The organism is Paraprevotella xylaniphila YIT 11841 (assembly GCF_000205165.1).
GTDB classification, from domain to species: Bacteria; Bacteroidota; Bacteroidia; order Bacteroidales; family Bacteroidaceae; genus Paraprevotella; species Paraprevotella xylaniphila.
Genome location: NZ_GL883867.1, coordinates 94,500 through 108,685 on the forward strand (window position 1 = coordinate 94,500; position 14,186 = coordinate 108,685).

General features: G+C 50.0%; 10 protein-coding genes. 5 read left to right on the forward strand and 5 right to left on the reverse strand.

What is annotated here, in order from left to right; all coding sequences use genetic code 11:
• Positions 1 to 19 precede the first annotated feature (19 nt).
• Positions 20 to 1,405 (reverse strand): phosphoglucosamine mutase, encoded by a 1,386-nt coding sequence (glmM, locus tag HMPREF9442_RS10355; protein ID WP_008628260.1) that lies wholly within the window; start codon positions 1,403 to 1,405, stop codon positions 20 to 22.
• Positions 1,406 to 1,522: 117 nt separating this feature from the next.
• Here glmM and HMPREF9442_RS10360 point away from each other — a divergent pair, with 117 nt between their 5' ends.
• The 4 genes from HMPREF9442_RS10360 to HMPREF9442_RS10375 all read left to right on the forward strand — a co-directional run bounded on the left by HMPREF9442_RS10360 (position 1,523) and on the right by HMPREF9442_RS10375 (position 7,881).
• Positions 1,523 to 4,465, forward strand: coding sequence for a hypothetical protein (locus HMPREF9442_RS10360; RefSeq protein ID WP_008628262.1), 2,943 nt, complete (start codon positions 1,523 to 1,525; stop codon positions 4,463 to 4,465).
• A gap of 31 nt (positions 4,466 to 4,496) precedes the next feature.
• Positions 4,497 to 5,864, forward strand: coding sequence for a Na+/H+ antiporter NhaA (gene nhaA / locus HMPREF9442_RS10365; protein WP_008628265.1), 1,368 nt, complete (start codon positions 4,497 to 4,499; stop codon positions 5,862 to 5,864).
• Between the two features lie 141 nt (positions 5,865 to 6,005).
• Entirely contained in the window at positions 6,006 to 6,524 is a 519-nt protein-coding gene (locus HMPREF9442_RS10370; protein WP_008628267.1) for an RNA polymerase sigma factor, read from the forward strand.
• A 28-nt stretch (positions 6,525 to 6,552) separates the two neighbouring features.
• Positions 6,553 to 7,881: an anti-sigma factor family protein gene (locus HMPREF9442_RS10375; RefSeq protein ID WP_008628269.1), complete on the forward strand. Its 1,329-nt coding sequence runs from the start codon at positions 6,553 to 6,555 to the stop codon at positions 7,879 to 7,881.
• A gap of 84 nt (positions 7,882 to 7,965) precedes the next feature.
• Here HMPREF9442_RS10375 and metG read toward each other — a convergent pair whose 3' ends face one another.
• From metG to HMPREF9442_RS15890, 3 genes are all read right to left on the reverse strand, one after another.
• Positions 7,966 to 10,005 carry a methionine--tRNA ligase gene (gene metG, locus HMPREF9442_RS10380; protein WP_008628271.1) on the reverse strand — a complete coding sequence of 680 codons (2,040 nt, stop codon included), beginning with the start codon at positions 10,003 to 10,005 and terminating at the stop codon, positions 7,966 to 7,968.
• 181 nt (positions 10,006 to 10,186) lie between these two features.
• On the reverse strand, positions 10,187 to 11,161 hold the full coding sequence (locus tag HMPREF9442_RS10385; protein ID WP_253271091.1) for an AraC family transcriptional regulator: 975 nt from the start codon (positions 11,159 to 11,161) through the stop codon (positions 10,187 to 10,189).
• Complete coding sequence (locus HMPREF9442_RS15890) at positions 11,158 to 12,030, reverse strand: BF3164 family lipoprotein (RefSeq protein WP_253271092.1); 873 nt, start codon at positions 12,028 to 12,030, stop codon at positions 11,158 to 11,160. The genes HMPREF9442_RS10385 and HMPREF9442_RS15890 overlap by 4 nt, the downstream gene beginning before the upstream one ends.
• On the opposite strand from HMPREF9442_RS15890, the gene HMPREF9442_RS16255 reads away from it, so the two are divergent.
• Positions 11,977 to 12,138, forward strand: coding sequence for a hypothetical protein (locus tag HMPREF9442_RS16255; RefSeq protein WP_157183535.1), 162 nt, complete (start codon positions 11,977 to 11,979; stop codon positions 12,136 to 12,138). The genes HMPREF9442_RS15890 and HMPREF9442_RS16255 overlap by 54 nt on opposite strands.
• 85 nt (positions 12,139 to 12,223) lie before the next feature.
• Here the strand turns inward: HMPREF9442_RS16255 and HMPREF9442_RS10400 are convergent, their stop codons facing one another.
• A complete protein-coding gene (locus HMPREF9442_RS10400; RefSeq protein ID WP_253271093.1) occupies positions 12,224 to 14,080 on the reverse strand; it encodes an alpha-L-fucosidase in 1,857 nt (618 codons plus the stop codon).
• Positions 14,081 to 14,186: the final 106 nt, after the last annotated feature.

A 14,186-nucleotide genomic window follows, 5' to 3' on the forward strand; every position in this document is an offset into this window, starting at 1 on the left:
TTAATGATGAACAGGTCCGTCAAACCAGCGAATACACCACGTCCATGACTTTCCGCCCGATTTCCTCCGCCTCAGCCTGCGTGGCTGCCTCGGAATACACACGGATAATCGGCTCTGTGTTGCTTTTACGCAAATGCACCCATTTGTCGGGGAAATCAATCTTCACTCCGTCAATGTCGTTCACCTCCTCGTCCTTATACATGTCTTTTACTTTCTCCAGAATGGCATCCACATCCGTCTCCGGCGTCAGGTCGATACGGTTCTTGGCCATGAAGTATGACGGATAAGTGGCACGCAGTTCGGACATTTTCTTTCCCGTCCGGGCCAGATAGGTCAACACGAGGGCGATGCCGACCAATGCGTCGCGCCCGTAATGCGCCTCCGGATAAATCACCCCGCCGTTGCCTTCCCCGCCAATCACGGCACGGGTCTCTTTCATCTTGGCCACCACGTTCACCTCGCCAACCGCAGCCGCGCTGTATTCCCCTCCGTACATACGGGTCACATCGCGCAAGGCACGGGTGGAACTCAAATTAGACACCGTGTTTCCCGGCGTGTGCTGCAGAATATAGTCTGCCACCGTCACCAAGGTGTATTCCTCGCCGTACATCGTCCCGTCCTCGCAGAACATGGCCAGACGGTCTACGTCCGGGTCTACCACGAATGCCAGATCGTGACCGCCTTTTTGCATCAAAGCCTTGATGTCGCCCAAGTTCTTTTCCAAAGGTTCGGGATTATGGCCGAAGTCCCCCGTCGGTTCCGTAAACAGCCCTGTGACCTGCTCCACTCCTAATTGTTCCAACAACCGGGGCAGGATGATGCCGCCCACGGAGTTGACCGTGTCTATGGCCACGCGGAAATGCGCCTTACGAATCGCCTCCACGTCCACGAGTTTCAGGCTCTTCACCAAGTCGATGTGCTTCTGGTCATACGTATATTCTTCCCGGTAATGCCCCAGATGATCCACGTCGGCATATTCAAACGCTTCTTCCTCGGCCAGGCGCAACACTTCGTTGCCCTCCTCCTTGTTCAGGAACTCGCCTTTCTCGTTGAGGAGTTTCAGGGCATTCCACATTCGCGGATTGTGAGAGGCCGTGATGATGATGCCGCCGCAGGCTCCTTCCATCGTTACAGCCAGTTCGGTGGTCGGCGTGGAAGCCAGTCCGATGTTGACTACATCGAACCCCATGCCCATCAGTGTGCCGCACACCACATTCTTGACCATCTCGCCGGAAATGCGTGCATCCCGTCCCACCACGATAGTATTGCTCTTCACCGTAGTCGTCCGGCGAATCCATGCGGCGTATGCAGATGTAAACTTCACAATGTCCAACGGATTCAGCGTGTCGCCCACGTGGCCACCGATAGTTCCGCGTATGCCTGAAATAGATTTAATAAGTGTCATAATAAGAGTCTTTATGTGTATAATTGAGTTTCATAATAATTTTACTTGGGGCAAAGATAGATATAAAAACAATAAACGGCGGACATCACCTAAGAAATTCTTGGTAGAAATTTATTGATGGGAGATTTTATTACTATCTTTGTACTTATCAAACCTAAACGAAATGTCATGAAACGTAACATTGCACTCGGTATTGCATTTTGCTCTTCTCTCTTCGTATGGGGGCAAGGGGAAAACGCAGCGCAAACCTCTGCCACCCCGGAGGCCTTAAGCCAGAAAGTAGAAAAATTCGGTACGGCCATTCCCCAAGAAAAAGTCTTTCTCCACATCGACAACACCTGCTATTTCGTAGGCGACACGATATGGTATAAAGCCTACGTCACGCGCTCAGACCGGCAGACTTTGACCGACCTCAGTAAGATATTATATGTAGAACTGCTCACTCCCGACGGTTACTTGGTAGAACGGCAACAGGTGGAAATGCCGGACGGAACGGGGCACGGGGCTTTCACGCTCACCGACTCCCTATATGCCGGATATTATGAATTAAGGGCATATACCCGTTGGATGCTGAACTTCGGGCAATATGAACACCCACATTCCAAGTGGACGGAACTGATGTTCTACTTTAAATCAATGGCCAAGGATTTTTTCCGGGACTATGATAAGATTTATTCGCGCGTATTCCCGGTGTTCGACCATCCAAAAACTCCCGGAGATTACACCAAGGACATGACGCTCAGACCGATGCGAAGATATTTCAAATCCGAAAAAGGTAAACCGAAACTCGACCTCCGCTTCTATCCCGAAGGAGGAGACATCGTGGAAGGCACTACCGGAAGAGTAGCGTTCGAAGCCAACACGGAAGAAGGAAAACATATCGACATCGAGCTATCCGTACAGGATAAGAACGGGAAGGAAATCGCCCGAGCCAAAAGCATGAACCGGGGACGCGGCATATTCACTTTACCGGACATACCGGCCGGAGAGAAATATAAAGCCGTATTCCGATACGAAGGATATGATTACATGTATGCATTGCCCGAACCGGCCAAGGAGGGCTGCGCCATGGCTGTCGTACAAAAGGGGGAGGTCGTCAACGCCTCCATCCAATCCTCCGGCCTCCAGAACCCGAAACCGGCCATGGGCCTTCAAATCATGCACAACGGTGTATCGAAAGCCTATTATGACATCAAGCTTGACGACAGCGGAAAAGCTACCGTCGAAATTCCGTCCGACCAACTCCCTACGGGAGTAAACCAGTTTACGCTGTTCGACGGGAAAGGACGTGTGTACGCCGACCGCCTGATATTCGTTAACCACCACGAATATGACACACCGCAATTAACCGTCGACGGAGTAAAAGCACAATACGAACCTTTCGAGCCCATCTCCCTGCAACTCCAACTGACGAATCCTACCACCGGCACGCCCAATGTGTCGTTGGCAATACGCGATCACGCCACGGACGAACTGACATACGACAACGGCAACATCCTTACGGAAATGCTGTTGGGAAGCGAATTGAAAGGTTTCGTCGAGAACCCGGATTACTATTTCGAAGCGGACGACAGTATCCGACGTCAGGCACTCGACCTCCTCATGATGGTACAGGGATGGCGACGTTATTCATGGAAAACCATGTCAGGTATCGAACCTATGGCTCTTCAACACATGCCGGAACAGCTCCAAACCATTTCCGGTTGTGTGAACCGGATAGAAGATTTCCGATTGGCCTACGGGACGTATGTCAAAGAAGAAAACTGGTTGCCCGAAACCGGAACCATGCGCGCCCCTGACACCTCCGTGGAACGGGACGGCACAATAGAAGACATCATGGAAGCCGCCGACAACCAGAACCAAGAAAACAAAGGACTTGAATCCGGCAACACCTCGAACCACAATCCTATGACCCAAATGTTTCAGGACAACCAACGTGACCCGTTCACCACAGGTTCCATCATGAGCAACCTGAAAGAAGAAGTCAACGTATGGCCCACATTCATCCAAGGCAACCAGACCATGGACCTGATGCAAACAACGGAGAATGGAATGTTTTACATGAAGACTCCGTTATTATATGACAAATACATCCTGTTCCTCCCGGCTGCGGACAAAGACAAAGGAGAAGACTACATCAAGGAAAAAAGGAAGAAGGACTTCACCAACGAGGAGGCCTACCCGGATTATTTTGTCAAGTTGAACCGATTCAATCCCTTATTCCCGAAACCGTACAGCTATTACCACGACGCACCGCGCTATGACGCAGACGAACGGTTCGAAAGCCAAGGTGGACAAACATCTTTCACAGACCGCCAACTTGCCACGATAACGGTACGAACCAAACGGGGCGGGTTGCGCAAGCTCGACCTTAGCAAGCCGGCCTTGGTAGTAGACGCTTACGACGCGTTCAACCTCACGGCAGACTATGGCATGAGCACCGGCACACACAACTGGGTCACCTTCCCGCAGCAAGTCGCCCTGACTTATATCGGTGACATGGGCATGGACAGGGACTATTTCCTGCAAGTCCGGTACGACGGCAAACCGATAAACCTGAAGCATACCCGCAAGAACGTTGCCCCACAGCGCATGCTCAACGGCACGCAGATTGAGATTCCTCCTGTCATCACGGCCGGAGAAGGTAAAATGGAGGCTTACAGGCACCTCCGGAACTTAGACAAGCTTTATATTTACACTGATTATGCCCCCCGCGAACAAGGCAGTCCGAAATACCAAGGGGACAACCAACCGGATGTCATCATCGACTACCGCCTATTCCCCAACGACGGCTACCAACCCACATACCGTGACCGACGTTATGTGTTGGACGGATATGCCGTATGCGAAGACTTCTATAGCCCCGATTACAGCCAAAAGCCCTTGCCGGACACAAAAGACTATCGCCGTACCTTGTACTGGATGCCCAATGTGAAATTCGACTCGGAAGGAAAGGCTACCGTCAATTTGTATAACAACAGCAAACCTACGGTACTCAGTATCCAAGCCGAGGGTATTACGACTACGGGAACGCCCATCGTATGGAATAGCAAAAATTAAAACCAACACTTACCCCCAATCCCTAAAAGCCATGAGGAATTATACTTTTCTTAGCATGTTCAGGAAATACGTGAACTCCAGCCTGATTCTGATTATCGTTACAATTTTGGCCCTGGTCGTGGCCAATTCCGGTTGGGGAGATGCCTACCGTGCCTTGTGGGACAAACCAGTCAGTTTCTCCATCGGAAACTTCAACCTGTTCAGCCACGGGAAGGAATGCCTCACCTTGTTGGAATTCATCAACGATTTCTTAATGGCACTGTTCTTCTTTTCCGTGGGACTGGAAATCAAACGGGAAATTCTCGTAGGCGAACTTTCCACGATGAAGAAAGCCCTGCTCCCCATCATCGGAGCCTGCGGCGGAATGGCTATTCCCGTGTTGATTTTCGTCCTCACCTGCCCCGACGACCCGCTTATGCTACGGGGTAGCGCAATTCCTATGGCTACTGACATTGCGTTCTCATTGGGGGTACTCTCCATGTTCGGCAAACGGGTTCCCATCGGCCTGAAGATATTTCTGGCCACCTTGGCCGTAGCCGATGACTTGGGCGGCATTTTGGTCATTGCCATTTTTTATTCTACCGAATTGCATTTCCAATACTTGGCCTACGCCGCTCTCCTGCTTGTGATTTTGGCCTTCGGCAACCATCGTCATGTCATGTCCAAAATGTTCTACATCGTCATCGGGACATTCGTTTGGTACTCCCTACTGAATTCCGGTATCCATGCCACCATAGCCGGAGTAATCGTGGCCTTCTTCGTCCCGGCACGCCCCGGAGTTTCTGCCCTTCACTTCGTCAAACACCTGCGAAACAAAATCAACCGTTTCCCCATAGACCAGGCAACCACCAATCATAAGGGGACTACTATCCTGTCCAACGAACAAATCATATTGCTTAAAAATATAGAACACGCCTCGGACCGTACGATTAGCCCTTTACAGGATTTGGAAGACGCTTTGCAGAACCCCATCAATTATTTCGTAATTCCGGTCTTCGCCTTCGCCAATGCAGGAGTGAACTTAGAAGGCATCAGCATGGACAGCCTGCTCAACGGAGTAGGTCTGGCAGTCTTTTTAGGATTGGCCATCGGGAAATTCGTAGGCGTATTCTCGTTCTCTTGGCTGACAGTCAAGTTGGGATTCGTCCAATTACCCCAGGGCTGCAACTGGAAAAACTTTTTCAGCGTCTGCATGTTGACGGGCATCGGGTTCACCGTCTCCATGTTCATTGCCGACCTTTCCTACTATAATATAGGTATGGAAGGCAGTACACTCCTCAATGATGCGAAACTGGGCATTCTTTGCGGATCCATCGTAGCCGGTGTTGCGGGTTGGCTGCTGTTGGCAGCCAATCTTCCCCGACAAGACCTCGAAGAGGACAAAAAGAACCTGCCTTAAACAGCAGACCTATTTTTCCGTGTAAAAACTGCCTTTTTCTTTTTTATTAGGTAATATCTAAAAAAGAAGGCAGTTTTTACGTCTTTTATCTCCCTATTGCGTCATTATTACAGATTGCAGTCTAAAAAACATGAATGAAATATGAAACAAACCCTAAACAACCATCCGGAAAAGAAACCGCATCGGGAAATAGCCGCATTGATGGAGAGCGAAAGACCTCATTTGCTGAGATACGCCTGTTACCGGTTAGGAAACGCAGACGATGCCGAAGATGCCGTACAAGACATTTTCCTGCAACTGCATACTAAAAAACAAGATGCAGGTGGTCATCCCCTGGCAAACTTGCGCAGTTACCTCTATCGAAGCCTTTCCAATTTCTGCACCGACCGGTTGCGCCGACGGCAAACACGGCAATTCGTGCCGATAGAGCAAGCCACACACGTCAGTGAAGAAAAAGCCGAAAACTTCGAACAAGAGTTCCAACTTATCTCGACCCTGCTAGCAGGAATCCCGGAGGAACAAGCCGAAGTCATCCGGCTCCGTATCCACGGCAATAACAGTTTCTCGGACATTGCCGCCATCCTGGACATACCGGTCACAACCGCCAAATCCAGATTCCAGTACGGAATAGAAAAAATCAGAAAAGGAATCAAATCCTAAAGTAGAAAAACCCAAAAAACAAAACATCATGAAATGCGAAGATTTTAAGAAATATATGGCCGACTTATGTGACAAACAAATCGATCCGGCCATTGCAGAAGCTTGTAGACAACACATGAAGGAATGCGCTTCGTGCCGTGCTTATTACGAAGACTTCATGCAAACGGTAGACTTACTTACGCCCAAGCATTCACCGGAGTTTGGAAAACAAAAACCGGTTATCACGTTACAGCCCTCACAACCACAAGGTGCCCCCCAACAAAAACTGATACGCAGAATCCTGCAGGTAGCGGCCGCCATAGCCATATTCTTAGCCGGTGTGGGCACAGGGCTAAGCAACCTGTTCTCCACACAAGCGGAGGCCGTCACTGCCATCCCTTTGGTTTTCGAGCAATCCATCCAAAAATCACGAGACGCGGAAAGCTTCTCCATGTCTATCTACGCCCGTACCACTCCGAAAGAGAACTTCGCCTACATCAATCCGGAATCCGGATTCACGCATATCAGTATCAAATCCATGCGGCAAGAAGCCAAGACATTCTGGAGGATTGAAAAAGAAGGCGGACGCACCATCATGTCGGACGGCGAGAAGCAGTACATGTGGGACACGAACGGTTCAGGGGTATACGGCACACCCGATGCCAACTTTGCCGAAGGATTCGCCACGCTGCTCCACCCCGAAACTCTGTTAGAGCGACAAAAAAGGGCATTACTGGATGACAAAGGTGCCCGGATGGAAACGACCGAAACAGACTCCACCATCACCATAGTCACCCATACCCAGATATACGGTTCCGACATAGCGACTTTGATGGAAGGGGAAGAAACAAGCTACCGGTGTACCACCGAGAACGTGTTCTCAAAAGAAGACAAGATGCTGAAGAGCATACAAATATGGTGGGAACGCAATGGACAAAAGACGCTTGTGCTGAAAAGTGAACGCATTGACTATAATCTTCACCTCACACCGACCCAACTCATACAACGCCCCGACACGACACAAGTGACCTGGCTACCGGCCCACGCACCGGAAATCCAAGCCCCGGTACGCCTGAAAAAGCTAAAGAACGAGACTGCCCCGGAAGCCGCACAAAGAGTCCTGAAAGCACTCACCTGTGGAAAGCCCCAAATGGCAGGAGAAGCACTTTACTATTACACGGCCTCACTTCCCACACTCAGCGAAGACTTGAAAGGCTGCAAGGCTTCAGATTTCAGCGAAGCCAAAGAGAAGAAAGGCTACAACGGAGTCATCGTGTTCTATAAGCTGACCCACCCCGACGGCAGTTCTGCAATCCGCCACATAGCCTTGCGCCGCGACAATCCGCAAGGAATCTGGATGGTAGACGGAGGACTGTAAACCCCAAAAAGGAGAGGAACACCCTATCGGTTCCTCTCCTTTTATCATATACAGGACACAAATACCATTGCCCCTGCCATCTTGTCAACAAACCTCTGAACCGGGCTTCACCTCACGGTCTACGGTAATGACACTCAGCGACTCGTCATAATTCAGTGCCGAAAGTATCATGCCTTGGCTTTCGATGCCTTTCAGTTTACGGGGAGCAAGGTTGGCAATGAAGCAAACCTGCTTGCCCACCAGTTCCTCGGGCTTGTAGAATTTGGAGATACCGCTTACGATTGTGCGGTTTTCCAACCCGTCGGCAATCTTGAAGCACAACAGTTTGTCCGCTTTGGGCACTTTGGTGCATTCCAATACCGTTCCCACACGGATATCCAACTTCTGGAAATCCTCGAATGCGATATTCTCGCGGACAGGCTTGGCCTTGTAATTGGCTTCCTCATTGGCTTTTTTCGTATCCAGCAGCTTCTGCACTTGTGCTTCGATTACATCGTCTTCTATTTTCTCGAACAACAGTTCCGGCTTGGCCAACCGGTGGCCTGCCTGCAAGAGGTCCGTACGCCCCAACTGGTTCCACTCAAAGCTTTCCATGTTCAACATCTTGCGGAGCTTCTCGCTGCTAAAGGGCAGGAACGGCTCAAAAGCAATGGCCAAATTGGCCGTGAGCTGCAAAGAGATGTAGATGACGGTCTTCACCCGCTCCGGATCGGTCTTCACCACCTTCCAAGGCTCGCTGTCGGCGATATATTTGTTACCGATGCGTGCCAAGTTCATCGCTTCCTTCTGCGCGTCGCGGAACTTGAACGCATCGAGCAATTCTTCCACCTTCGCTTTCACGTCCTTGAACTCATCCAACGTCTGGCGGTCATACTCCGTCAACTCGCCGCAGGCGGGCACCACACCATCGTAATACTTCTGCGTAAGCTGCAAGGCACGGTTCACGAAATTACCATAGACTGCCACCAATTCGTTATTATTGCGGGCCTGAAAATCCTTCCACGTGAAATCGTTGTCTTTCGTTTCCGGAGCATTGGCCGTCAGCACATAGCGCAATACGTCCTGCTTGCCCGGAAAATCGCGCAAGTACTCATGCAACCACACCGCCCAATTCCGTGACGTGGAAATCTTGTCGCCCTCCAAGTTAAGGAACTCGTTGCTCGGCACGTTGTCCGGCAGGATATAGCTTCCCTCGGCCTTCAGCATAGCCGGGAACACGATACAATGGAACACGATATTGTCCTTCCCGATGAAGTGCACCAGACGGGTTTCAGGGTCTTTCCACCATTTCTCCCACGAATCGGGCAGCAATTCCTTCGTATTGCTGATATAGCCGATGGGCGCATCGAACCACACATAAAGCACCTTGCCCTCGGCACCTTCCACCGGCACGGGGATGCCCCAGTCCAAGTCACGGCTCACGGCACGGGGCTGCAAACCCATGTCGAGCCAACTCTTGCACTGCCCGTACACGTTGTTACGCCACTCCTTGTGGTCTTCCAGAATCCACTGGCGCAACCATGCCTCGTGCTTGTCCAACGGCAGATACCAATGCTTCGTCTCACGCATCACCGGTTTCGAACCGCTGATGGCACTCTTGGGGTTGATCAAGTCGGTGGGGGACAGCGACGTGCCGCACTTCTCGCACTGGTCGCCGTATGCTCCTTCTGCATGGCAATGGGGGCATTCGCCCGTGATGTAACGGTCGGCCAGGAAAGTATGTGCCTCCTCATCGTAATACTGCATAGAAGTTTTCTCCACGAACTCGCCCTTGTCGTACAAGGTACGGAAAAACTCCGAAGCCGTCTCACAATGCACTTCGGACGTCGTGCGCCCGTACACATCGAACGAAATGCCGAATTCCTCGAAGGAGTCCTTGATGATTTTATGATAACGGTCTACCACGTCCTGCGGCGTGATGCCCTCCTTCTTGGCCCGGATGGTGATGGGCACGCCATGCTCGTCAGAACCACCGATGAAAAGCACGTCCTCCTTCTTCAGACGAAGGTAACGCACGTAAATGTCCGCCGGGACATACACCCCTGCCAAATGACCGATATGCACCGGACCGTTGGCGTATGGCAAAGCCGACGTGACGGTTGTTCTCTTGAATTTCTTTTCCATTTTCTATATTTTTAGCAATTATATCCTACATTGTCGGGTATTAGATAAACCACTCACGCTCGGCAGAAGCAAGCGAGCTTGCCCCCTGCTTTCGCTTAATCGTGGTTTTCATGGCACAAAGTTACGGAATTATTCCTATTTTCAGATCAAACCGTCCCGACAAGTGCCACATGTCGGACATTTAATAACAACAATCCAACAACTTGCTCCGGTAATCCTTCGGCTTGCAACCCGCAATCTTGGCAAACAGACGGGTAAACTGTGCCGGACTGTAAATGCCGACCCTTTCCGCGACTTGTGTTATCGTCATATTGGTGGTCAGCAACAAGGTTTGCGCCCGTTTGATACGCCGGTTCTGCATGTAAAGACAGGGGGACGTGCCCATCACCTGTTTGAATACTTTAGAGAAATGCCCCGCCGTCAGACAAGCCCTGTCTGCCAACTCGGTCAAAGGGATATGCCGGTCCAAATGGCTGTGGATATAGTTCACAATTTCGTCGAACTTGCCACCGGCTGCCGCTCCCAAGCAATATCCCAGGCACTCGTCCGTAACAAAACGGGAAAACAACTGCATCAGGATGCCACAACTCTCCATCTCCTTTCGGGCATGGGAGAGGCTGGTTGCCCCATCGTACACTGCCCGGTTATAGACCTTGGGGTCTACATTGACAAGTTCCATACACGGATTCAACTGCAGGAACCGTCGCATCAAAGCCAAATCATAAGGCTCTGCCTGTACCTGCAAAGCCATCTTGTCGGGACGAGGCACCCCGTTCCCTACCCAATCATCAAAGAAACAGATATAGTAATGGTTCATCCCTCCCGCGCATTCATAACTATGGCAAGCATATTTCGGAATGAGGAACAACTGCCCGGAGCGCAACTCATACCACACATCATCCACGCACACGCGAGCCGCCCCGCTCTCCACATAATACAAACGATAGAAAGGGCTGATGACATGCTTGAAATTCCACCAAGGCCCCACTTGCTTCACGCCCGCAAAAACCGGCAACAACGAAATATCCCGTAACGACAAAGCTCCCATATCCGACGCACACAACGTTGATTCATACAAACATCGAAAATAACGCTTTTCCGGATAAAAATCAAGAAAAAAAGAAAAAGAATGACGGGTATGCCCGTCATTCTTCATATCCTTGTCTGTATAAGTTTTATTTCCCCGTCCTTATTTTCCACAAAAGCCCAAAGCCGCCCTTTATCGACCGTCATACAATTTATATAAACAATATCCGACGGAAAACAATATCTATGCACACATTCCCCACCAAAATCAAATTTCAAGATTTCATTGTACCGCTCTTCCGGCCCGGCTAACACGGCATAAAAACAATCATTTGCCACATGCAGGGCATTAAATCCGACTACTGTTTCCGGACATACGACGACACAAGTCGGAACGGCTCCCTGAGCAATAGAATATTTCGGAGTATAGAAGCCTTTCACCAACTTATGGCTTATTTTTTCCCCACTCAAAGACAATATCTCAAAGGCCGCCCCTATCCCGGTGGTTATGACGATATGTTTTTCATCCGGAGATACACCAAAAGATGCCAAATTACCCCAAACAGACCTGTTGTTCTCTTCTTTCTCGTCCAAAACCGGAAAATCCGAATACGTGGCAAGCACCTTTGATTTATTAAAGATTTGAACCCGATTCTCTGGATGGTTACCAAATCCAAGGAAACGGTTGTCAGACAAAGCCAAGACCTGATAGAAGCGATGCTCCACAGGTCGCCCGCTTTCTACTTCTTCCATTCTTATCACATCTTGGACAGGATTGCCTCCACCCAGTGCCTCTTTTACGGAAAAGCAAACAGTATATTGCGTATTATAATCGTACACGCAACAAGTCTCCTTATCTTTAGACAAGGACAATCCTTGCGGCAAGATAAATTCACCTCTTGCACGTCTCCACTCGCCGAAACTTTTAACCACACCCCCTTTCGTATGAATAAAATGGCAAAGCTTATCGCTTCTGTTATCGTCAAATACGAGCAGCAACGAATCATCTATGATGAAAAGGGAAGTCGGATTGGAAAAAAGGTATTCATGCGCACCGAATCTATTTCCAACGTATCCGACACTATAGAACTGACAGGCAGAGCATGAAACTCTACCTTTTTACCGTCTTCTTTTTTACATGCAAACAACCACAATGTTGCAAGCACAACAAAAACAACTTTCTTCATACCTACTAATTCATGTGACATGAATACGAACCTGACAGCGAACCATCCGACTTACCGCTTGCCGGGATTCCGGCCACATCCTCATACACAAACTCTATTCGCTTTGCCTTGCCGAAACGACCGCTCACGACTTCTCTCTGCCCTACGAAACGATAACCGTCTTGCGACAAGTCTTCGGCCTTGATGGTAAAACGTTTCCCTTTCTTCCCGTATAAATAATGAGTGGGATAAGCCACATAGCCTTTTGTGGTTACATAATCTATGCGCACAGCCCTCTCTTCCTTGCCACGGTTCAAACGGGCATCGCCACGGGCAATGCCCAACGCACGCGCCCCCTCATACAACGCTTCCACGTCGTAGTCTTTCAACAATCCGTCCTTGCCGGGAGCCAGGTTGACCACCAAGGTATTGCCCTGTTCCACCATGTGTTCGTATGCCGCCTTGATTTTATCGGCAGACATGACACTCTCCGCATTATTCTTTTCAGACCAAAACCAACTGTTGTTCATACAGACCGTGGCTTCGAAAGGCAAATAATAGTCCTGTCCCTCACGACGGTAGACTTTCGGGTCAGCATCCGCACCGCGCCGAGTAAACATCGGGTCGTGCAAACGAAAGTCGGAAGGGAAATAATAGATTTCTTCTCCGCCTTGGTATTGGTCCGGGGTACGTCCACAACGAATACAAGTGTTGACTGCCATCTGACAGGAAGGCTGCAAACGCTTCACCTTGTCATACATCCGGCCGAATTCCCATGCCTTATTGCTCTTCACCCACGCCCCGTCTATCCAGAATTCCGAAATCTCGCCGTAACGCCCGTCCATCAGTTCGGTGATTTGCGCCAAAGCGAAATCATTATATTCCTGCGCCAACTGTACACGGTCTAACCCCGTGGAGGCCTGTGTATGGTTCGCATCCCAGTTCCGGTCCCAAGCAGAATAATACAGCCCCAACTTGATTCCATACTTGCGGCAAGCATCCGCTACTTCTTTTACGATGTCCCGACGGTCGCCTTTCCGGCCCGTATGATTGATGTTATACGTACCGACTTCCGTATTCCACAACGCAAAACCGTCATGATGCTTCGTAACCAACACAATGAAATTCATACCGCCTTCGTATGCCACCTTGACCCAAGCCTCGGGATTAAGCGTAGACAAATCCGGATGGTAGGCCGAGGCCGGAGATGAACCATCGCTCCATTCCTGCCCCAAAAAGGTATTCATACCGTAATGGATAAACATTCCGTACTTCAAATGTGCCTTACGCTGTTGGTACACATTGGCCTCACGGGAAGGCAGTTGACGAATCCAACCGAGAGCATCCTCCCTCCACGCCGTCGGTTCGGGCGTAGCCACAGCTTGCGGGTCGTCATAGATACCGATTTCATCTACGTTGATGCCCTCCGGACTACACTCCAAAAAAGAGACCTGTACATAACGTGCTGTCATCTCTTCACCAACCAACACTGTCCGTGCATCACTCGGTCTGCGGTTCAGCCAACGTTTCCATCCTATTCCGTCATTGGACACTGAAATGACAATCTCCTCTATGCGTCCTTTGTAACCTTCTGTCTCATAAACATCAATGCAGTTGAACGTCCTTTCCCCTTTCAAGTCCAAGGTAAGCCATACCGTCCCAGACAGTCCGGCTGATGCCCAACGCGTATCCCAATTGCCATCCGTCACATACTTGGCCTCATATCCGGCACCATAGCAAGAGCCGGAAAATGCTTCCGCCCCCAAAGCCAAATTCACGGCTTTACCGCTTCCTTGCGGCAAAGCAGCGGCAACCTTTGCCGGGACAACACCTACCATTCCAACACACAACAAACTCCATAAACCATGTGTCCATGCTTTCATACTTACCATTCTCTTCTTTAATTATAGGTTAAAACAAACTAAAGCAAAGATACAAAGAGAGAGCATTAAGAAGTTTCCCCAAAAAAGGGAATGTTTTGCCTATTTC